General features: G+C 32.0%; 16 protein-coding genes. 8 read left to right on the top strand and 8 right to left on the bottom strand.

Going from position 1 to position 21,740, the window contains the following annotated elements:
* Together ilvA and ABJD66_RS11490 are read left to right on the top strand one after the other, a co-directional pair.
* Nucleotides 1-1,047, top strand: a 1,047-nt coding sequence (gene ilvA, locus ABJD66_RS11495) for a threonine ammonia-lyase IlvA (RefSeq protein WP_348131646.1), incomplete at its 5' end; no start/stop codon positions are given.
* Nucleotides 1,048-1,204: 157 nt separating this feature from the next.
* Nucleotides 1,205-2,791, top strand: coding sequence for an NADP-dependent glyceraldehyde-3-phosphate dehydrogenase (locus ABJD66_RS11490; protein WP_100896128.1), 1,587 nt, complete (start codon nucleotides 1,205-1,207; stop codon nucleotides 2,789-2,791).
* Nucleotides 2,792-2,821: 30 nt separating this feature from the next.
* Here the strand turns inward: ABJD66_RS11490 and ABJD66_RS11485 are convergent, their stop codons facing one another.
* Together ABJD66_RS11485 and ABJD66_RS11480 are read right to left on the bottom strand one after the other, a co-directional pair.
* On the bottom strand, nucleotides 2,822-3,463 hold the full coding sequence (locus ABJD66_RS11485; protein ID WP_348131642.1) for a hypothetical protein: 642 nt from the start codon (nucleotides 3,461-3,463) through the stop codon (nucleotides 2,822-2,824).
* Between the two features lie 107 nt (nucleotides 3,464-3,570).
* Nucleotides 3,571-5,727, bottom strand: coding sequence for a TonB-dependent receptor (locus ABJD66_RS11480; RefSeq protein ID WP_348131639.1), 2,157 nt, complete (start codon nucleotides 5,725-5,727; stop codon nucleotides 3,571-3,573).
* Between the two features lie 233 nt (nucleotides 5,728-5,960).
* Here ABJD66_RS11480 and ABJD66_RS11475 point away from each other — a divergent pair, with 233 nt between their 5' ends.
* A complete protein-coding gene (locus ABJD66_RS11475) occupies nucleotides 5,961-7,151 on the top strand; it encodes an MFS transporter (RefSeq protein WP_100896126.1) in 1,191 nt (396 codons plus the stop codon).
* Nucleotides 7,152-7,219: 68 nt separating this feature from the next.
* Nucleotides 7,220-8,785: a TPM domain-containing protein gene (locus ABJD66_RS11470; protein WP_348131635.1), complete on the top strand. Its 1,566-nt coding sequence runs from the start codon at nucleotides 7,220-7,222 to the stop codon at nucleotides 8,783-8,785.
* Between the two features lie 67 nt (nucleotides 8,786-8,852).
* Here the strand turns inward: ABJD66_RS11470 and leuB are convergent, their stop codons facing one another.
* The 5 genes from leuB to recG form a co-directional block, all read right to left on the bottom strand.
* Nucleotides 8,853-9,908: a 3-isopropylmalate dehydrogenase gene (gene leuB, locus ABJD66_RS11465; RefSeq protein ID WP_348131632.1), complete on the bottom strand. Its 1,056-nt coding sequence runs from the start codon at nucleotides 9,906-9,908 to the stop codon at nucleotides 8,853-8,855.
* A 36-nt stretch (nucleotides 9,909-9,944) separates the two neighbouring features.
* Complete coding sequence (locus ABJD66_RS11460) at nucleotides 9,945-11,459, bottom strand: alpha-isopropylmalate synthase regulatory domain-containing protein (RefSeq protein ID WP_348131629.1); 1,515 nt, start codon at nucleotides 11,457-11,459, stop codon at nucleotides 9,945-9,947.
* Between the two features lie 34 nt (nucleotides 11,460-11,493).
* The gene (leuD, locus tag ABJD66_RS11455) at nucleotides 11,494-12,090 is read right to left on the bottom strand and encodes a 3-isopropylmalate dehydratase small subunit (RefSeq protein WP_100896122.1); all 597 of its coding nucleotides are present in this window, start codon (nucleotides 12,088-12,090) and stop codon (nucleotides 11,494-11,496) included.
* Between the two features lie 106 nt (nucleotides 12,091-12,196).
* The gene (gene leuC / locus ABJD66_RS11450) at nucleotides 12,197-13,588 is read right to left on the bottom strand and encodes a 3-isopropylmalate dehydratase large subunit (protein WP_100896121.1); all 1,392 of its coding nucleotides are present in this window, start codon (nucleotides 13,586-13,588) and stop codon (nucleotides 12,197-12,199) included.
* A gap of 145 nt (nucleotides 13,589-13,733) precedes the next feature.
* Nucleotides 13,734-15,839 carry an ATP-dependent DNA helicase RecG gene (gene recG / locus ABJD66_RS11445; protein ID WP_303542703.1) on the bottom strand — a complete coding sequence of 702 codons (2,106 nt, stop codon included), beginning with the start codon at nucleotides 15,837-15,839 and terminating at the stop codon, nucleotides 13,734-13,736.
* Between the two features lie 68 nt (nucleotides 15,840-15,907).
* Between recG and ABJD66_RS11440 the strand changes: the two genes are divergently transcribed.
* The 4 genes from ABJD66_RS11440 to ABJD66_RS11425 all read left to right on the top strand — a co-directional run bounded on the left by ABJD66_RS11440 (nucleotide 15,908) and on the right by ABJD66_RS11425 (nucleotide 20,962).
* Nucleotides 15,908-17,998, top strand: a complete 2,091-nt coding sequence (locus ABJD66_RS11440) for a M1 family metallopeptidase (RefSeq protein ID WP_348131624.1) — start codon at nucleotides 15,908-15,910, stop codon at nucleotides 17,996-17,998.
* A gap of 2 nt (nucleotides 17,999-18,000) precedes the next feature.
* Nucleotides 18,001-18,906, top strand: a complete 906-nt coding sequence (locus ABJD66_RS11435) for a patatin-like phospholipase family protein (protein WP_348131621.1) — start codon at nucleotides 18,001-18,003, stop codon at nucleotides 18,904-18,906.
* On the top strand, nucleotides 18,903-19,808 hold the full coding sequence (locus tag ABJD66_RS11430; RefSeq protein WP_100896117.1) for a patatin-like phospholipase family protein: 906 nt from the start codon (nucleotides 18,903-18,905) through the stop codon (nucleotides 19,806-19,808). Before ABJD66_RS11435 ends, ABJD66_RS11430 begins: the two co-directional genes overlap by 4 nt.
* Before the next feature lie 83 nt (nucleotides 19,809-19,891).
* The gene (locus ABJD66_RS11425; RefSeq protein ID WP_348131618.1) at nucleotides 19,892-20,962 is read left to right on the top strand and encodes a hypothetical protein; all 1,071 of its coding nucleotides are present in this window, start codon (nucleotides 19,892-19,894) and stop codon (nucleotides 20,960-20,962) included.
* Between the two features lie 141 nt (nucleotides 20,963-21,103).
* On the opposite strand, the gene ABJD66_RS11420 is transcribed toward ABJD66_RS11425, so the two are convergent.
* Nucleotides 21,104-21,622, bottom strand: coding sequence for a hypothetical protein (locus ABJD66_RS11420; RefSeq protein ID WP_303542711.1), 519 nt, complete (start codon nucleotides 21,620-21,622; stop codon nucleotides 21,104-21,106).
* Between the last annotated feature and the right edge of the window lie 118 nt (nucleotides 21,623-21,740).

Here is a 21,740-nt window from a genome sequence, read left to right as displayed (position 1 = left end):
GAAAGAAAAAAAGGAGTTGTTTGTGCAAGTGCAGGTAACCACGCTCAAGGTGTAGCTTTTGGGTGTAATCATTTAGGAATTAAAGGCACAATTTATATGCCTTCTGTTACACCAAAGCAAAAGGTAGAACAAACAGAAATGTTTGGTGGAGATTGGGTTACTATTGTTTTAGAAGGCGATACTTTTGACGATTCTTCTAAAGCAGCTCTTCAGTTTTGTGAAGAGCACCAAAAGGTATTTGTACACCCTTTTAATGATCCAAAAACTATAGAAGGCCAAGCTACAGTTGGCTTAGAAGCCATTCATCAATCTAAAAAAACAATAGACTATATTTTTGTAGCTATTGGTGGTGGTGGTTTAGCTGCTGGTTTGTGTGGTGTTTTTAAAGCGTTATCTCCTACTACTAAAATTATAGGAGTAGAGCCTGCTGGTGCACCATCTATGAAAACTAGTATAGAAAATGGAGTAAATACCCAACTTACACAAATTGATAAATTTGTTGATGGTGCTGCAGTACAACGTGTGGGCGATTTAACTTTTGAGATTTGTAAAGATTATTTAGATGCTGTTATTACAGTGCCAGAAGGTAAAGTATGCCAAACTATTTTAGACTTGTATAACAGAGATGCTATTGTTGTAGAACCTGCGGGAGCTTTAACTATTGCAGCCTTAGACCAATATGCAAAACAAATAGAAGGTAAAAATGTGGTTTGTGTTGTTAGTGGTAGTAATAATGATATTACTAGAACTGCAGAAATAAAAGAGCGTGCTTTGCTATTTGCAAATTTAAAGCACTACTTTATTGTTCGTTTTCCGCAACGTCCTGGAGCCCTAAAAGAATTTGTTGCAGAAATTTTAGGTCCAACAGATGATATTACTCATTTTGAATATTCTAAAAAATCGAGCAAAGAAAATGCACCTGCTGTAGTTGGTATAGAGTTGAAAACTCCTGAGGATTTAGAACCATTAATTACTAGAATGAAGGAAAATAATTTCTTTGGAGACTACTTAAATAATAAGCCAGATTTGTTTCAATATTTAGTATAAAAATAAACATTTTGCTAATTTTTTATTAAAAAATCAAATTGAAAACGTTTTCGCTCTAACAACAGAAAATATAATCTATTATAACAACAAGTTTAAACGTAAGATTTAGTAAATTCACTACTCAAGATATTAGAAATAGTCTTTAAACTGATATAAAATGAGTACAATAAAAATACCTGAAGAATATAAAATTACAGAGTTAATAGAGCAAAAAGAATATTTAGTTGGTGGCGATCTTAAAAAATGGGATGGTGCAACAACAGAAGTATTTTCTACAATATCATCTACAGAAGAATATAAACCTACTTTATTAGGTAGTATTCCAGATATGGGAGAAGAAGAGGCTTTAGATGCATTAAATGCAGCTTTAAAAGCCTACGACCAAGGTCAAGGAGCTTGGCCAACTATGCGTGTTAAAGAACGTATAGATTGTATGGAGAAGTTTGTAGAAAAAATGATTACTAAGCGTGATGAAGTTGTAAAACTTTTAATGTGGGAAATAGGTAAGTCTTTACCAGATTCTGAAAAGGAATTTGACCGTACAGTAATTTATATTAAAGATACTATTGAAGACTATAAGCAGTTAGACAGGGATGCTGCTAAGTTTCAAAAACACGATGGTGTTTATGCTCATATACGCAGAGGACCATTAGGGGTTGTTCTTTGTTTAGGACCTTATAATTACCCATTAAACGAAACTTTTGCATTGCTTATTCCTGCAATAATAATGGGGAATACAACAATATTTAAACCTGCTAAACACGGTGTTTTGTTAATTACTCCTTTGTTAGAGGCTTTTCAATCATCTTTCCCAAATGGTGTTGTAAACATTATTTTTGGTAGAGGTAGAGCAGTAGCTAGTCCTATTATGAAAACAGGTAAGGTAGATGTACTTGCCTTAATTGGTAATAGTAAGTCTGCAAATGCATTACAAGATCAGCACCCAAAAAGTAATAGGTTACGTTTGGTTTTAGGTTTAGAAGCCAAAAACCCTGCAATTATTTTACCAGATGCAGATTTAGATTTAACTATAGATGAGTGTATAGCCGGTACGTTATCCTTTAACGGTCAGCGTTGTACAGCTCTTAAAGTTGTTTATGTACACGAGAGTATTGCAGAAGAATTTAACAAGCGTTTTGCTAAACGTGTAGACGAACTTAAGTTTGGTAACCCTTGGGATAATGGAGCTAAACTAACACCATTACCAGAGCCTAATAAACCTGCATACATACAAGAACTTATAGATGATGCTAAAGCAAAAGGAGCATCAATTTTAAATAAAAAAGGAGGAGAAACTACAGATAATTACATTTGGCCTGCGGTATTATACCCAGTTTCTAAAGATATGCGTGTGTACCAAGAAGAACAATTTGGACCAGTAGTACCAGTAGTTTCTTTTAGTAACATAGAAGAACCTTTAGATGATATGGCTGCATCTAATTACGGTCAACAAGTTAGTTTATTTGGTAAAGATGTGTATACACTAGCTCCTTTAATAGATACGTTAGTAAACTTAGTTTGTAGAGTAAACTTAAATAGCTCTTGCCAAAGAGGTCCAGATGTTTACCCATTTACAGGTCGTAAAGACTCTGCACAAGCAACATTAAGTGTGCACGATGCTTTACGTTCTTTTTCTGTACGTACTTTTGTAGCTTCTAAAGACAATGAGCTTAATAACGAAATTATAGAGCAATTGTTAGAGACTAGATTATCTAACTTTATTAGTACAGATTATATTTTATAAAACTAAAATTTTAAACATATAATAATCCTCTTAATTAATTTTGAGAGGATTTTTTTCGCAGTTTTCCAATATTTCTTTAGCTCTGTCTAAACCACTATATGGGTAAAATTTAATTGTTTGTTCTTCTTTCTCAAATAACTCTATAGCTTTCTTTACATCTTTACAAAATGGTTCTAGTGGTTGTCCAAAAAACTTAGCAGCTCCCATATCCCATTCTGCTTTACCTAAAACTACTCTTGGGTTATTTGGTGCAATTGCTAATGCTTTATTATAAATTGCAACGTTTTTACCAGATAACGTCATTCCATATTTTTGTCCGTCAAAAGCAATATATGCTGTGTTTAATAACGCATATGACATTAAAATTTCTGGGTTGTTTTTAGATAGATTGTCAGCAGCATCTAAAAATGTTTTTGCTTTGTTTAGTTTAGCAGTTAGTACGGCTTCATCCTTAACACCAAATGCACTAATAATTTCTACGGTAGCAGCATAATAAGGTGGTAGCCAATTTTCTTTTTCTACACTAGAAATACGCTCAAACATTTGTATTGCTTTTGCACTCTCGTTATTTTTCCATAGTTCAAAAGCTTTGGTCATTCCTTTTTCATATTGTGTTTGTGCACTTAAACTTGTTACACATACAAAGGCTAATAATAGGGCAATCTTTTTCATCTTATTAATTTTTATGTTGTTGTTTATTTCTTCAAATATTATAACCTTTGGTTGGTTATGCATTTTTAAGTTACTCAATTGTTACTTTTAGTTTCTGAAACGTAGATTTATAAATTATCTAGTTGGTTGTCTTTTTTATTATCACTAATAGTCCAAAAGAACCCAACAAAAAAGAAACGATCCGCAGCTGGTCTTATAGTTCTACTTTCAAAAACACCATTACTATTTAATTGATTTTTAAATTGATACCCATTTACATTTTGCGTACCAAAAACATTACTAACAGAGAAATACAATATTTTTTGCTGACTAATTAAATATGCCCAGTTAGCATTTACAGCATTGTAGTTTTTTGTTTTACTATTTAAAAAACCACTTTTGTTTGGGTCTGTATAGTTACGCCCAGAGGCAAAATTATAACTTATACCAACCTGACTTTTTAAATCGCTTATAAAATGCTTTAGAACCAAAGAGGCGTTATGTTGTGATGCAAAACTTGGAGTAGCTTTAGTTGGGTAATTTTTATAATCTCGTTCAGTATCTAAATATGAGTAAGACACCCAGTATTCTGTATTTTTAATACTTTTATTATCCCTCCAAAATAAATCTAATCCTTTTGCAAAACCAGAACCATTATTGCTATAATTTGAAGTTGCTATGGGCTGTTCTGTGTTATATTTTACAAGACTATTATAATCTTTGTAGTATGCTTCCGCTCTAAATATTTGTTTGTTTTTTACATATTGATAATTAGCAATTAGATGTGTTGTGTTTTCAGCTGAAAATTTGGTGTTAAATTTTAAATAATCGTTTTTAGGATTTTGATAAAACTGTCCGTATGCTAATGAAACTTGAGAATTTTGACCAGATTTGTATGCAATAGATGCTCTAGGTGATATTGTAAAATCTTTAAATAAGCTAGAGTATTCTGCACGTAAGCCAACATTTGCAGCTAATTTTTTAGAGAAAAAGATATTTGTCTCAGCAAAAAAAGCTGCTATATTATTGCTAAAATCTAAGTTATATTTTTGGTTAAGATTATTAATATAATCTTCATTAAAGTTGGTTATAAAATATTCAGAACCAAAATTTAAACGAAATCTGCTACTATAAAACTTACTTAGTTTTATTTTAAAGTGAGCCGAGTTTTCTGTGTCTTGTACTGTATCATCTACAATGTCTAAATCAGAATAATCATTGGCATAAGACAAACCAGTTTGTATGCTCCAATCGTTTTTAAAAAAGTCTTTGTAAGATGCATTAAAGTACAAATTTCTGTTTTTCATTCCAAAACGCACACCTTCATCAATATTTATATCTTCTTGTGTTAAATCAAAATCCAAAGCACTAAAAGCGCCGTATAATTTTAGTAAGCCATTGTCATTAATTTTATGTCTGTAAACTGCTTCACCGCCTAAAGACTGTACTGGTCTGTGCCACTCATTATTGTCTGGGTAAAGTTCTTGGTAAGGCTGTAAATTTATATAAGAAGCATTTACGCTTAAAGAGTTTTTCTCCCATTTTTGTGTGTTTCCTACGCCTAAACCAACAGTCATTAAAGATATGTCTGTGCGTTCTTCATCGGGCTCATCAATACTATTTAAGAGTAAAACACTAGATAATGCTTGTCCGTATTCAGCAGAATATCCACCAGTAGAAAAAGTAATTCCTTTAAATAAAAAAGGAGATAATCTGCCACGTGTAGGTATATTATTGGCTGTAGGTGAGTAGGGCGTAAAAACACGCATACCATCTACAAAAATCTGAGTTTCTTCTGCATCGCCACCACGTACAAATAATCTGCCATCTTCTGCTACATTAGAGGTACCTGGTAATGTTTGCAAAGCTCCAATAAAATCTCCCATTGCGCCAGCAGTTGTAACTACATCTAAGGGTTTTAACGCTGTAACCTTAGCATTTTCACCTGCTTTAAAAGACCCTGCATTTACAATAACTGCATCTAAAGTATTTACATCTTCTTTAAGTTTTATTTGTAGGTTATTGAGGTTCTTTATTAAGTCGGTTTTACTATAGCTTTCAAAAGAAACAAAAGAAATTATTAGAGTTTGCTCTCCTATTTCTTCAGTTGTAAATTTAAAGGTACCATCATTTATAGTTGCTGTACCATCATAAGTACCATTTAAATACACATTAGCACCACTTATTGGCACACCTTTATTGTCTGTAACCTTACCACTAATTGTTGTTTGTGCAATTAAAGAACAAGTTGATAATGTAAAGAGTAAAAAAATAAGCTGTTTCATTTTAATTTTTTTTATTGTTTATTTTGATTGATGCTACAAATGTGATCTTGTTTCTAATGCTTTAATAAAAAGAAATACCCAATTGTAGAATTTTAGAGACCAATTGTTTTTTATGCATTAATTAACATAAATGTGTTAATTCTACATACTAGTTTCAATTGTATTCTGGCTACCTTTGTCTGCTTATTTTAAATGTAAAAGAGACTCTAATTTATTTAGAAAGCAGTAGAAAAATGAGCACAAAAAAGATGAATAAAAAAGCGTTACTTGCTTTAGCAATTGGTGGGTTTGGTATTGGTATGACCGAGTTTGTTATTATGGGAATTTTGCCAGATGTAGCTAATGCATTAAATATAACAATTCCAGAGGCAGGACATTTTATTGCCGTATATGCTTTAGGTGTAGTAGTTGGTGCCCCAATCCTGTCTAGTCTTGGGAGTAAGTGGCCATCTCATAAAATGCTACTTGGTTTAATGCTTTGGTTTACAGTTTTTAACACGCTATCTGCCTTTGCAGATAATTACACGTCTTTATTAATTTTCAGATTCTTATCTGGTTTACCTCACGGAGCATTTTTTGGTATAGGAGCTGTTGTTGCAGGTAAATTAGCAACACCAGGTAAAGAGCCACAAGCTATGGCAATTATGTTTGCAGGTCTTACTGTGGCTAATGTTATTGGTGTGCCAATAGGTACATATTTTGGACATCATTTTAGCTGGAATGTAGCTTTTATGATGGTAGGTGTTGTTGGTATATTGGCAATGCTAACGGTTTATTTTTGGATGCCAAAACTACAACCAGCATCTACAGTTAGTATTAAACAAGATTTTAAAATTTTTAAAAGAATAGAACTTTGGATATTAATACTATTAACAACTGTAGGAACAGGTGGCTTTTTTGCTTGGTATAGTTACATAGCACCATTAATTACAGATGTCTCTAAATACCCAGAGTATATGATTGGTTATGCTATGATTTTAGCTGGTTTGGGTATGGTTGCCGGTAACTTTTTAGGAGCAAAACTAACAGAAAAATTGTCGCCAATGAGAGCTGTAATTACTAGCTTAGGGCTAATGGCAACTGTTTTAATAATTAATGCATTAGTGGCTGCTAGTCCGGTTTTAGTATTAGTGCTAACATTTGTTATAGGGGCTATTTCTTTTAGCGTAGTTACACCTTTACAAATGGCTATTATTAATGCATCTAAAGGATCAGAAATGTTGGGTTCTTCTATGAACCAAAGTGCTTTTAATATGGGGAATGCATCTGGTGCATTTTTGGCAGGTTTACCAATTGCAATGGGATATAGTGTGGTTTCTTCTAGTTATGTAGGTGCTATATTGGCTGGTACAGGAGCACTAATAGCAGTTGGTATTGTGATTAGTAGAAGGAGAAAAAGAAAATTAAATATTTCTGAAGATTAATGCTCAAGTAATTTTAGTTTGCCTGCCTTATTTTTTATTTCTAGATTAGTTTTTTATATAACTAACCTATGAAATTTAAACACTACTGCTATTTTTTACTGTTCTTTTTTTTAGTTGCGTCTTGTAAAGAGAAAAATACCGAAGAAATAGATTATTCTGAAATTGAAGAAGCTATAATTTATGATGATTCAGATGATGAAATACCAATACAATTAAACACAGTTGAAGAAGAAGTAGAAGAAGTTGTAACTCAAGGCTATATTACAAACGAAGAAATATCAGAAACAGTTGATGATGCAACTTTTGATGATACAACATCTACTAAACAGACTAACAAGCCTTTTAAATACCCTGTTTTTACAGCACCAACATATTCTAATAAAAAAATAGACTATTACTCCATATTAGAAATTCCTAAACCAAGAGGAAAAGGTATTTTAGGATATGTATCAGACCCAGACGGTTATATTTCTGCTGTTTATGAAGAGGAGATTAATAAAGTATTATTTGAGTTAGAAAAGAATACATCAGCAGAGGTTGCCATTGTTGTTGTTAAAAGTATAGGTGATGAAATACCTAAAAAATTTGCAACACAACTTTTTAATAAATGGGGTATAGGTAAAGCAGATAAAGATAATGGTTTACTAATTTTGACCGTAATGGACCAACGTAGAACCGAGTTTGAAACTGGTTATGGTTTAGAGGCTATATTAACAGATAATATTTGTTACAGAATTGGTACAGATGAAATTGTTCCGTTTTTTAAAGAAGGTGAATATGGTGAAGGCCTTTTAAAAGCAACAGAAAGGGTAAAAGAGTTTGTAGAAACTCCAGATGCTATAGATTATATATACTCTAATGATGTTACTTATGAAGTAGATGATGGCGATTCTGCATTTTTATTATTTATAGATGACATAATAGCAATAAATAAGTGGATTCTTTTTTCGATTATATATGTGTTTTTTCTAATTTTTCTTACCATTTATTATTCTCTAAAAATTAAATTTATAGATACATCTAAAGAAGATTATTATGATAAATACAATAGCTTAAAAAAGATAGAAATAGGTTGTTTTGCTTTTTTATTTCCTTTTCCTCTATGGGGTATGAGTCAAACTATAAAAACAAGGTTAAAGCAATATAGATATGACCCAAGATTTAGTAAAGTAAATGGTAAACCTTTAATTTTATTAGACTCTAAAAAAGAAAGAGACTTTTTGAAAAAGGGTGAAATTGTAGAAGAAGATATAAATTCTGTAGACTATGATGTTTGGGTAACTAAGGATAAAAGTGATATTTTAATATTAAAATATGATGGTAATTCTAGCAGAAAATATTCAAAATGTAGTCAGTGTAATTATAAAACTAAAGGTAAAACTAGGTCAAGGGTTACAAAAAGTCCAAATTACGATAGAGAAGGTGAACGTGTAGATTATTACGAGTGTAAAAATTGTAATGATAAAACATCTCAAGTAGTTGTTTTAGCTAAGTTAGTTAGAGAAAGCTCTAGTTCATCAAGCAGTTCTAGTTCATCAAGTAGTTATTCATCTTCATCATCATCGTCATCCTCTTCATCTTCAAGTTTTGGTGGTGGTAGTTCTGGTGGCGGTGGAGCAGGTGTTAGTTGGTAATAAACATAAAAAAAAGCCTCTGAAATCAAATTTAGAGGCTTTTAACTACTATATAATTGTACTAAGATTATATGTTTTTGGCTAGCCAGTCTCCAATTTCGCTAGTCTTGTATGCTTTACCACCTTCAGATAAATCCTCGGTAACTATGCCTTCTGCTAAAGATTTGTTTACAGCATCTCTTATGGCCTGTGCTTCTTCAATCAATTTAAAATCTTCAAATAACATTGCGGCAGATAATACTGTTGCTAATGGGTTTGCAATATCTTTACCAGCAGCTTGCGGGTAAGATCCGTGAATTGGTTCGTATAACTTTGCTTTTTCTCCTACAGACGCAGATGGCATTAATCCCATAGATCCAGATATTACAGAAGCTTCATCAGTTAAAATATCACCAAAAAGGTTTTCTGTAATCATTACATCATATGAGTTTGGCCATTGTACCAAACGCATAGCTACAGCATCTACAAACTCATAAGAAACTTTTACCTCAGGGTATTCTTTTTCCATTGCCTGTACAGTTTCTCTCCACAATCTAGAAGATTCTAATACATTTGCTTTATCTACACAACAAAGCTTTTTAGAACGTGTCATAGCCAATTCAAATCCTTTTTTAGCCAAACGCTGTACTTCAGCTCTTGTATAGGTACAAGTATCAAAAGCAGTATCGCCATTGTCTTTACGTCCACGTTCTCCAAAATAAATTCCGCCAGTAAGTTCTCTCAAAATTATAAGGTCTGTGCCTTCAATACGCTCTCTTTTTAAAGGCGATTTGTCTATTAAGGAAGGAAATGTAAATGTAGGTCTAACATTAGCAAATAAACCTAATTTTTGTCTCATTTTAAGCAAACCTTGTTCTGGCCTCACTTTTGCAGATGGGTCATTATCAAACCTAGGATGACCAATAGCACCAAACAAAACAGCATCTGCAGCTTCACAAATAGCATGTGTTTCATCTGGGTAAGGTTCTCCAACAGCATCAATAGCTGCAGCACCAGTTAAAGCTGGTGTCCAGTTAATTTCATGATTAAATTTTTTTGCAATAGCATTAGATACTTTTACTGCTTGGTCTATTACTTCCGGACCAATACCATCGCCTGCTAATAGTGCTATATTTAATTTCATAAGTTATTTTCTCTTTAGTTTTATTTCTGTTTTTTGCTAAATAATGTTTAGCATTTTTTCTGTTGCTTTAATAGCAGATACTGTTTGGTCAGAGTCTAATCCGCTAGTTTTGAATTCATTACTTCCGTTTTGCCATGTTATAATTGTCTCGCATAAGGCATCAGAATTACTTCCGGGTGGTATACGCACAGCATAATCTATTAAATTAGGAAGCTTAATTTTTTTAGCTTTAAAAATTTTGGTAATTGCATTCATAAACGCATCATACTGTCCGTCTCCTTGAGCATTTTCTTCAAAAACCTCATTTTCAATCTCTACGGCAACAGTTGTGCTTGGTTTTAATCCTTTAGAATGGGTAAGCACATAGCTTTTTACAATTACTTTTTCTTGATAGCTATCACTATCAAGAACATCAGAAATTATAAATGGTAAATCTTCTTTAGTAACTTTTTCTTTTTTATCACCAAGCTCTATAATACGTTGGGTAACCTTACCTAAATCATCATCATTTAATGTTAATCCAAGCTCTTGTAAGTTTTTTAAAATATTAGCCTTGCCAGACGTTTTGCCTAAAGCATATTGCCTTTTTCTGCCAAAACGCTCGGGTAACAAATCATTAAAATAAAGATTCTTTTTACTGTCTCCATCTGCATGAATACCTGCGGTTTGCGTAAACACATTTTCACCAACAATAGGTTTGTTAGCAGGTATACCAAAACCAGTAAACGTAGAAACAAGTCTGCTTACTTTGTATAAAGATGTTTCTTTTAAGGCAATTTCAATATCTGGTAAAAAATCGTTAATTACAGCAACCACACTAGCCATAGGGGCATTACCAGCGCGTTCTCCCATACCATTTACAGTTAAGTGCAAACCGTGGCAACCTGCTTTTAGGGCTTCCATTACATTGGCAACACTTAAATCATAATCGTTATGACCGTGAAAATCAAAATGCAGATTAGGATATTTTTGTACTAATTCTGAGATATATTCAAACGTTTCAGTATGAGTTAAAACACCTAAAGTATCAGGTAGTAAAACTCTTTTTATAGGTTGATGTGATAAAAAGTCTAAAAATTGATGCACATATTCTTTAGAATTACGCATACCGTTACTCCAGTCTTCTAAATAAACATTTGTTTCTATTTGATGCTTTTGAGCAAGCAAAATAGTTTCTTCAATCTCCTTAAAATGCTGTTTAGGTGTTTTTTTAAGCTGATGAGTTAAATGATTTAAAGAGCCTTTGGTTAGCAAATTTTGAACCTTAGCACCCGCATCTTGCATCCACTTAATAGAGACACCTTTGTCTACAAAAGTTAAAACTTCAACTTTATTTAAAAACTGATGCGTAGCTGCCCATCTTGTTATTTGTTGTACGGCTTGTAACTCACCATCAGATACTCGTGCCGATGCAACCTCAATTCTGTCTACTTTTAACTCTTCTAATAATAATTTAGCAAGAGTTAGTTTTTCAGAAACAGAAAAGGACACTCCGGAGGTTTGTTCACCATCACGAAGTGTGGTATCCATTATTTCTATTTTTCTTTTCATTCTAGTGTTGGCGGTTATTCTGGTACGTATTAAGTTACAAAGGAGTATTTTCTGCAAATGCAGTAATTTCTTCTTTCATATTTAATAGGTAATCTATATCATCAAATCCATTAAGCATATTTTCTTTCTTGTATGCATTAATATCAAAAGATTCTTTTTCACCAGTACCCGCAATAGTAATTGTTTGTTCTTGTAAATTAACTTCAACCTGTGCAGTAGCATCTTTTTCTGTTTCTGCATATATTTTTTCTAAAAACTCTGCAGATACTTGTACAGGTAAAACACCAACGTTTAAACAGTTATTTCTAAAAATATCAGCAAAGAAACTAGATACTACACATCTAAATCCGTAATCGTAAACAGCCCAAGCAGCGTGCTCACGAGAAGAACCAGATCCAAAGTTTTTACCACCAACTAATATTTTACCAGAATATTTATCTTGGTTTAATACAAAATCTTCTTTAGGTGTATTATCTGCATTGTAACGCCAGTCTCTAAATAAATTATCTCCAAAACCTACACGTTCAGTAGCTTTTAAAAATCTTGCTGGTATTATTTGGTCTGTATCTACGTTTTCTATAGGTAGCGGTACAATGCTACTTTTTAATATATTAAATTTATCGTATGCCATTTTAAATTTACTTTTGGCCTCTAGCTTTTGGCTATTGGTATATTTTAATTATCAATTTTAATGTAGCTTTTAATCAAGGGTTAAGCGCTAACAACTAACAGCTATTTTATAGCAATTCTCTAGGGTCTGTAACTTTACCGGTTACTGCAGCTGCGGCAGCCACAAGCGGAGAAGCTAATAAGGTTCTAGATCCAGGACCTTGTCTTCCTTCAAAATTTCGGTTAGATGTACTTACCGCATATTTACCAGCAGGTACTTTATCATCATTCATAGCTAAACAAGCGGAGCAACCAGGTTCTCTAAGCTCAAAACCAGCAGCTGTTAAAATGTCTAGCAATCCTTCTTCTTTAATTGCAGCCTCTACTTTATGAGAACCAGGAACTAACCAAGCAGTAACGTTTGGTGCTTTTTGTTTTCCTTTAATAATCTCTGTAAAAGCTCTAAAATCTTCAATTCTTCCGTTAGTACAACTTCCTAAGAAAACAAAATCAATTGGCTTACCAATCATAGAATCCCCTTCATTAAAAGCCATATATTGTAAAGACTTTTTATAGGTAGATACACCACCTTCTAAGCTTTCTGCAGTAGGTATATCTTTACCAATACCCATTCCCATACCAGGGTTAGTACCATAGGTAATCATTGGCTCTATATCTGAGCCGTTAAACGTTAGTTCTTTATCAAAAGTAGCGTCTTCTTCTGTATATAAAGTATCCCAGTATGCTTTTGCTTTATCCCAAGCTGCACCAGTTGGTGTAAACTCTCTTCCTTTTACGTAGTCTAATGTTTTTTCATCAGGAGCAATCATACCGCCACGGGCACCCATTTCTATACTTAGGTTACAAACCGTCATACGGCCTTCCATAGTCATATTTTTAAATACATCACCAGCATACTCTACAAAGTAACCTGTAGCGCCAGATGTGGTAAGTTGTGATATAATATATAAGGCAACATCTTTAGGTGTAACTCCTTTGTTTAAGTCGCCAACAACATTAATACGCATACTTTTTGGCTTAGGTTGCATAATACATTGTGTAGCTAAAACCATTTCTACCTCAGAGGTTCCTATACCAAAAGCAATAGCACCAAAGGCACCGTGAGTAGAGGTGTGTGAGTCTCCACAAACAATAGTAGCTCCTGGTTGTGTAATACCATATTCAGGACCAACAACGTGCACAATACCGTTTTTTTCATGACCTAAACCCCAGTAGCTAATACCGTGTGCTTTAGAGTTTTCTTCTAATGCTTTTAATTGGTTAGCAGATAAAGGATCTTTAACCGGTAAGTGCTGATTAATAGTTGGTGTGTTGTGGTCTGCAGTAGCAAATGTTTTTTCTGGATGTTTTACTCCAATATTTCTACTTTTTAAACCTAAAAATGCAACCGGACTTGTAACTTCATGTACCATATGTCGGTCTATAAAAAGAACATCTGGTCCGTTTTCTATTTTTCTTACTACGTGGGAGTCCCACACCTTGTCAAACAGTGTTTTCATGTATAATTTATTTTCGTCTTGCTTTAGATAAAAAATAGGGTATTATTACGCTATTCTTGTTTTATAATCTATATAAAACCTCTAACTCTCAAAAATAAAGAATACTATAATTTAACTGTTAAAAGATAGTTTTAAATTACGATGTTCAACTTATGTAAGTCCATATGTTTTTATGCTTTATAAGTTGTGCATAAGCTTCAGAAACCACGGAATTATTGGGGTTGCTAAGACTTGGGTCTTCTTTTAAAATTTTAATAGCATAATGCCTAGCCGTTTGTAAAATGTCGTTGTCTTTAATAATATCTGCTATTTTAAGGTTTAAAACTCCACTTTGTTGTGTACCCATAATATCTCCAGGACCGCGAAGTTTTAAATCTACCTCTGCAATTTCAAAACCATCATTGGTACGCACCATAGTTTCTAGTCTTGTTTTTGCATCTTCAGATAGTTTATGACTAGTCATTAAAATACAATAACTTTGGTCTGCACCTCTACCAACTCTACCGCGCAATTGGTGTAGTTGAGATAAGCCAAAACGTTCTGCACTTTCTATAATCATTACAGATGCATTGGGCACGTTTACACCAACCTCTATTACAGTTGTGGCAACCATTATTTGAGTTTCTCCTTTAATAAAGCGTTGCATTTCAAACTCTTTGTCATCTGGTTTCATTTGGCCGTGTACAATAGATATTTGATATTTTGGAGCAGGAAAATCTCTTGCAATACTCTCGTAACCATCCATTAAGTCTTTGTAATCTAAAGCTTCAGATTCTTTAATTAATGGGTATACAACATATACTTGCCTGCCTAAATTTATTTCGTCCTTTAAAAAACTAAATACTTTTAATCGGTTGGAGTCAAACCTATGCACAGTTTTAATTGGTTTACGTCCTGGTGGTAGTTCGTCTATAACAGAAATATCTAAATCACCGTATAAACTCATAGCTAAAGTCCTAGGAATAGGTGTAGCTGTCATAACCAAAATATGTGGTGGCATCGTATTTTTACGCCATAGTTTAGCGCGTTGTGCCACTCCAAATCTGTGTTGCTCGTCTATAATTGCTAACCCTAGATTTTTATATTGCACTTTATCTTCTAAAAGTGCGTGCGTACCTATTAATATGTGTAATTCACCACTTTCTAATTCTTCATGAATAATTCTTCTTGCCGATTTTTTTACAGAACCTGTTAGTAAAGATACTTTAATGTCTAAACCTTGTAACAACTCTGTTATTCCGTGGTAATGTTGGGTTGCTAAAATTTCTGTAGGAGCCATTAAACACGCCTGAAAATTGTTATCTAAAGCCAACAACATAGTCATTAGAGCAACAATGGTTTTACCAGAGCCAACGTCTCCTTGCAAAAGCCTGTTCATTTGTGCATTACTACCTAAATCTGCTCTAATTTCTTTTATTACGCGTTTTTGAGCGTTTGTAAGCTCAAAAGGTAAGTGGTTGTTATAAAAATCACCAAAATAGGTGCCAACAGCATTAAAAGGAAAGCCTTTAATTTTGTTTTTACGAACCATTTTTTTAGCAATAAGCTGCATTTGTATGTAAAACAACTCTTCAAACTTAAGTCTAAATTGTGCTTTTGCTAATTCTTCTTGACTTTTAGGAAAATGTATGTTTAGTAGTGCATCACTCTTACCAATTAACTTTAATTCATTTAATAAATAATTAGGTAAGGTCTCTGCAAACCTTGCTTTTGTATCTAAAAATAGTTGCTGTAGTAATTTACTTGTAACCTTATTAGTAATGCCTTTATTTGTTAGTTTTTCTGTAGAAGGGTAAATAGGTTGCATACTAACTTTAAGCCCTTTTTTATGGTCTTCTAGTAGTTCCATTTCTGGGTGAGGCATAGAAAATGTACCGTTAAACCAATTTGTTTTACCGTAAATAACATACGGCACATTTAGTTTAATATTTTCTTTAATCCATTTTTGACCTCTAAACCAGACCAGTTCCATTTTTCCGGTGTCATCTACAAAGGTTGCAACTAGTCTTTTTCCTCTTTTTTGACCAATTTCTTTTAAGTGTATTATTTTACCAATTACTTGTACTTCTGCGCTATTACGCTGTAATAAATTTATTTTGTAAAACTGGGTTTTATCTAAATATCTGTTAGGAAAAAGATTTAATAAATCCTGATAGGTATACACACCTAACTCTCCTTGTAAAGTTTGAGCTCTACTAGGACCAACACCTTTTAGGTATGCAATAGGAGTTTGTAAATAATTAGGATTCATACGACTAAAATAAACCGAATCTGAACAACCACAAAAGATGAAAATGCTTATTTTGGTTGAAAATTAGAATGATGATTTTTTTTAGATACTTTTCTTTACTTTTTATATGCGCACAATGTCTTGTTTTACAGGCACAAGAGCAGTCAAAAGTTGACTTTTTAACAGCAGATATAGATGTACAACCAAATGTACAAACAAAAATGATTAGTGGTACTGTTAACTATGTTTTTACTACGTTGGCAGCAGTAGATTCGGTTTTTTTAGATGCTAAAAAAATGAATTTCACAAAAGTTTTACTTAATAATAGGCGTGTAAAATTTACTATAAATGATAGTAGAATTACAATTTTTAAGAAACTAAAAAAGAATAAAAAATATACCTTAAAATTAGTTTATAGTGCCAAGCCAAAGCAAGCATTGTACTTTTTTGGTTGGAATAATAGTGATGATAAAAACAATCAAATTTGGACACAAGGACAAGGAAAATATACCAGTAATTGGTTACCAAGTTTTGATGATATGAACGAGAAAGTTGTTTTTAATTTAAATATCACTTTTAATAAAAACTATCAAGTAATTGCTAACGGAAAACTTAAAAATACGAGTGTAAAAGATACTTTAAAAAGGTGGCAGTACGGTATGAATAATCCAATGTCTAGTTATTTATTGGCCTTTGCAATTGGTAAGTACACTGTACATAAACAAATTTCTGACTCTGGTGTACCACTAAAGTTGTATTATTACCCAAAAGATTCTGTAAAAGTAGAGCCAACATATAGGTATAGCAAAGCTATTTTTAATTTTTTAGAACAAGAAATTGGTATAGCATATCCATGGCAGGTGTACAAGCAGGTACCTGTACGAGACTTTTTGTACGCAGGTATGGAAAACACAACAACAACTATTTTTTCTGATGCTTATGTTGTAGATTCTATTGCTTATAATGATAAAAATTATATAAATGTAAATGCACATGAATTGGCTCACCAATGGTTTGGAGACTTAGTTACAGAAGTAGATAGTAAAAGTCATTGGTTACATGAGGGTTTTGCAACTTACTATGCGTATTTAGCAGAAAAAGAAGTATTAGGCGAAGAGCATTTTAATTGGAAACTATTTGCTACAAGCTTACAACTAGATAAATTTAGTAGGGAAAACGGAGGCGAAGCTTTGTTAAACCCAAAAGCTAGTAGTTTAACTTTTTATGAAAAAGGAGCTTGGGCTCTACACGCATTAGTACACAAGGTAGGTAAAGATGCTTTTAATAAAGGAGTTAAAAATTACTTACAAAAGTATAAGTACAAAAATGTTAAAGTAACAGATTTTATATCTAGTATAGAAGAGGCTAGTGGTGTTAGTTTACAGGATTATAAATTAAACTGGTTAACAGCAAAAGAATTTCCTATAAGTAAGGCTAAGTCAATTTTAAAAAAATCTTCTTCATCAATAGCAACGTTTTATAAATTACAAAAAGAGCTCACTGTTAATAAAGAGCAAAATAATGTAATTATAGACAGGTATTGGGATAAAGCAGCATCAGCCCAACTAAAAAAATACATTGTAGAATTTTATTCTAAATCGTTATCTTCTAAAATTAAAACTGAGATTTTAAATTCTAATGATGTAGTATTAAGACAAACGTTATTGCTAAATACACAAAAGTTATTAGGTGATGATGTTACTTATTTTGAATCTTTTTTAACCGATAAAAGTTATACTACAATAGAAAATGCACTGTATAAATTATGGATATATAACCCTGCTAAAAGAGCTACATATTTAAATAAAACAAAAGGTGTTATAGGTTTTTCTAACAAAAACGTTAGACAATTGTGGTTGGCATTGGCTATTATGACAAAGGAATATGATGTAGATTACAAAAGTGATTACCTAAAAGAGTTACAAGGATATACAAATAATAGCGAATATTTTGAAACTAGACAACTAGCTTTTTCTTATTTAAATGATTTGTTTTATTTAGATGAAACTAATTTAGTAGATTTAATATATGCTACAAACCACCCAGTATGGCAGTTTAAAAAGTTTGCTAGAAATATGGTTGATGATTTAATACAAAAAAAAGAATATAAAAAGCTTTTTGTAGCTTTAGAAGCACAGGTTTCTAAGTCTAATTTTAACTATGTAAAAAGTAAGTTGTAAATATGCGTGCAATGGTAATTTCTGGTGGTGGTAGCAAAGGCGCTTTTGCAGGTGGTGTTGCACAATACTTAATACAAGATGCTATGCATAAGTACAATATGTTTATTGGTACATCTACAGGGAGTTTACTTATTTCTCATTTAGCATTGCAAAAAATTGATAAAATAAAGCAAATTTATACGTCTGTTAATCAAGAGGATATTTTTAGTTCTTGTCCGTATACTATTTCAAAAAAACACGGTATAGAAACCATTGGTATTAATCATTTTAGAGTCTTAAAAAATATACTACGTGGTAGTAAAACTTTTGGTGAGAGCTATAGCCTTTTAAAATTGATAAAAAAATCTATTACGGAGCAAGAGTTTTATCAACTTAAAAAAAATAATACAGAAATTGTTGTTACTGTTGCCAACCTGTCTTTAAATAAAGTAGAGTATAAGTCTATAAAAGATTGTACTTATAATGAGTTTTGTGAGTGGGTATGGATTTCTTGTAACTATACGCCTTTTATGAGCTTAGTTAAAAAAAATGGTTGTGAATATGCAGATGGTGGTTTAGGTAGTATGGTACCAATTGAAGAAGCTATTAAAAGAGGAGCAACCATTGTAGATGCTATTGTTTTACAAACAGAAACTAATTTATTTAATAGAATGCCATCTAAAAACGCATTCTCTTTATTAACAAATATGTTTGCTTTTATGGCAGATAGGATAGAGCAACAAAACATACGTATAGGTAAATATGTGGCCAATCATAATAACGCAATTATTAACTTTTACTATACTCCTACAATTTTAACTACAAATTCTCTTATTTTTGAAGAGAAAAAAATGACTACTTGGTGGAAGAGTGGTTATGATTTTGCAAAAAACAAGAATACAGAAACAAACCATATAGATATAGAATGAGAGCATTAGTAATAAGTGGTGGCGGTAGTAAAGGTGCATTTGCTGGTGGTGTAGCTCAGTATTTAATGGAAATTGAAAATAGAAAATACGATATTCTTGTAGGTACTTCTACAGGTAGTTTATTAATTTCTCATTTAGCATTAGACAATGTTGGTTTGCTGTATGATTTGTATACCAATGTAAATCAGCGTAAAATTTTTAGTTTAAATCCTTTTGTAGTTAAACGCAAAGGAGATAGGGAGTTTGTATCTATTAATTATTTTAATGTTTTATTACAGTTTATAAAGCGTAAAAGAACATTTGGAGAAAGTAGGTCTTTACGTTCTACAATAAAAAAACATTTTACAATATCAGACTATAGGCAAATTATAGAAAATACGTCTAAAGATGTAGTTGTTACAGTATCTAATTTATCTAAAAATAGAGTAGAGTATAAGTCTATTAGAGATTTTAGTTATGAAGAGTTTTGTGATTGGGTATGGATTTCTTGCAATTACATACCATTTATGTCTTTGGTAAAAAAAGATGGTTATGAGTATGGTGATGGCGGCTTAGGTTGTGTATTACCAATTAGAGAGGCTATAGAACGCGGTGCTACAGAGGTAGATGCTATAATTTTAGAGTCAGAAAAAATGGAGCATAATAAGGTTTTAGGAAAAAACCCTTTTTCTTTAATGCTAAGTATTTACGGTTTTGTTTTAGACCAAATAGAGCATCATGACATTTCTGAAGGTGTAATTTACGCAAAGCACAAAGGTGTTAAATTAAATTTATACTACACACCAACTAAATTAACAGAAAACTCATTGGTGTTTAATAAAAAACTAATGGCACAATGGTGGGAACAAGGGTTTAACTATGCCGAAAAGAAAGCAGCAAAATTTAAAAAAATCTTACAATAGGCTCGTCATAATTGCCGTGTTTTTAATACGAAAAGCTGTTTTTTATCGTTATTTATGTTTACAAAAATATGTATACTTAAATTATGATAATAAGACCTAAGTTCTATAGATTTCCTTTGTTTATATCTTTACTTTCTGTAAGTATTTTTAGTTTTACCTCTTGTAGTAAGGATGATACTAGTAATAATAATGAAGAAGAAGACGTTGTTGAAGATGAGTTAAAGTTAGATGAAGATTTTTATTTAAATAAAGATAAAACTGTTGCAAACTACATTCTTTCAGCTAAAGATTACAATTCTTTTTTAGTGCCTGATACAGAGAAAGATTTTTCAAAAATAACAAAGAAAGTATATAGTCATTTTGAAGATGAGTTCGATTTTATTTTTATTCTCTCTACAGAAGATGATCAGCCTAGCGGACTATATTACGGTGTCTCATATACCGCACAAAATGATGTTGAAGGAATAGGAGGAAATCTTTATAATGGTACTGCAAAATATGGTTCTTCAGGAAGATTAAAAAGTATTATTCATATGCCTAAAACAGAGTATATTAAAAATGGTCCTTTTTTACATGAAATAATGCATTATTGGGGAAATTATAACTTTATAGAAACGCAAGAAAGCGGACATTGGGGTTTTTCTTCAGTAGGTGGTCAATTGGGAGGTTTTGATGAGTTAATTGCTTCTGGAGATGGCACATACACAGGGAAATTAAATGGCGAAGAAGGATTTGGAACTTTTGCCAATGGTGGTAATAGTATTGCTTATGGTAATGCAGAACTTTATATAATGGGTTTAATTGGTGCAGGCGAATTAAAGGACATAAAAATAGCTAAAAACGCTAAAACTACTAAATATGGTGAGTTTACTGCAGATGAAATAATAACCTTAACTGCTAATGATATAGTAGCTAAACATGGTGAAAGAAAGCCATCAGTAGCTACTTCTCAAAAAGCATTTAATGCTATTGTAGTTGTAATTTCTAAAAATGCCTTATCTAAGGATAAACTACAAAATATAGAAGATGACATAGAGAATTTTTCAAGAAATAGTGCGCCAGATGCTTCTTGGAGTAATACCTATAATTTTTGGCAAGCTACTAAAGAAAAGGCAACCTTAAATATAGAGATTCCAACACCTAAAAAAGAATAACAACTAAATTATTTACAGTACTAACAAAGCATCTAAGAGTTACTTTAGATGCTTTTGTTTTATAAAAAATTTAAAAATAATCGTAAAAAAAAAGACTGCCTATTAAGACAGTCTTTTATATTTTACAATAAGCTTTTTATGCTACCACAATTCGCTTATTTCCTTTTTTATATATGTTAAAGCAGTTGCAGATGGTGATGCTTTATCCATAGTACTACTTAAAATATCTTCTCTTAATTTATCTGCAGAGTCAGCTTCACTCATGGCTGCTTTACGTATGGTTTGTACAGTAGCACTTTTAGCTGTTTTTATAACATTCCAACTTTCATCAGACAAGTATATTTGTTGAGATAAGTTGTGATCAAATTCTTTTTCAATATTTTTTATTAATAAAGTTTCGTATGCATTTTTGTCATTACCAACAGGTGCAACACGTACAACTAAACTTGGTATAGAAATACGCTCTAAAAATAAAGCCATACGCTCGTAAGCTTGTAATCTAGTAGGTATAGTACTTTTTTGAGAATCTTTATGTAATAAAAAACGTCTTCTGCCTTCTTCATTTTTAGTATGCATTTTAAAAAAGTAAAAAGCTACCATACCAGTTACAACACTTGGTAATAAATAGGCAAACATTTGTAATATTATTTCTGTTGTCATTGCGGGTTATCTTTAAAGTTTGATTACGATTTTAAAACGCACAATTTTCACAAAAATTATATGACTATAAAATATCAAGTAACTAAAAATTACTTTATACTTTTCATATGCTCTCTAA

The organism is Cellulophaga sp. (assembly GCF_039943695.1).
Taxonomy (GTDB): domain Bacteria; phylum Bacteroidota; class Bacteroidia; order Flavobacteriales; family Flavobacteriaceae; genus Cellulophaga.
The sequence above is the reverse complement of the archived record's forward strand: the minus strand, read 5'-3'. Positions and strand labels throughout refer to the sequence as shown.

Coding starts and splice junctions, on each gene's coding strand:
- ABJD66_RS11470 (WP_348131635.1), top strand. CDS start 7,220: ATGAAATTTAAACACTACTGCTATTTTTTACTGTTCTTTTTTTTAGTT.
- recG (WP_303542703.1), bottom strand. CDS start 15,839: ATGAATCCTAATTATTTACAAACTCCTATTGCATACCTAAAAGGTGTT.
- ABJD66_RS11475 (WP_100896126.1), top strand. CDS start 5,961: ATGAGCACAAAAAAGATGAATAAAAAAGCGTTACTTGCTTTAGCAATT.
- ABJD66_RS11435 (WP_348131621.1), top strand. CDS start 18,001: ATGCGTGCAATGGTAATTTCTGGTGGTGGTAGCAAAGGCGCTTTTGCA.
- leuC (WP_100896121.1), bottom strand. CDS start 13,588: ATGAAAACACTGTTTGACAAGGTGTGGGACTCCCACGTAGTAAGAAAA.
- ABJD66_RS11490 (WP_100896128.1), top strand. CDS start 1,205: ATGAGTACAATAAAAATACCTGAAGAATATAAAATTACAGAGTTAATA.
- leuD (WP_100896122.1), bottom strand. CDS start 12,090: ATGGCATACGATAAATTTAATATATTAAAAAGTAGCATTGTACCGCTA.
- ABJD66_RS11485 (WP_348131642.1), bottom strand. CDS start 3,463: ATGAAAAAGATTGCCCTATTATTAGCCTTTGTATGTGTAACAAGTTTA.
- leuB (WP_348131632.1), bottom strand. CDS start 9,908: ATGAAATTAAATATAGCACTATTAGCAGGCGATGGTATTGGTCCGGAA.
- ABJD66_RS11460 (WP_348131629.1), bottom strand. CDS start 11,459: ATGAAAAGAAAAATAGAAATAATGGATACCACACTTCGTGATGGTGAA.
- ABJD66_RS11430 (WP_100896117.1), top strand. CDS start 18,903: ATGAGAGCATTAGTAATAAGTGGTGGCGGTAGTAAAGGTGCATTTGCT.
- ABJD66_RS11425 (WP_348131618.1), top strand. CDS start 19,892: ATGATAATAAGACCTAAGTTCTATAGATTTCCTTTGTTTATATCTTTA.
- ABJD66_RS11420 (WP_303542711.1), bottom strand. CDS start 21,622: ATGACAACAGAAATAATATTACAAATGTTTGCCTATTTATTACCAAGT.
- ABJD66_RS11480 (WP_348131639.1), bottom strand. CDS start 5,727: ATGAAACAGCTTATTTTTTTACTCTTTACATTATCAACTTGTTCTTTA.
- ABJD66_RS11440 (WP_348131624.1), top strand. CDS start 15,908: ATGATGATTTTTTTTAGATACTTTTCTTTACTTTTTATATGCGCACAA.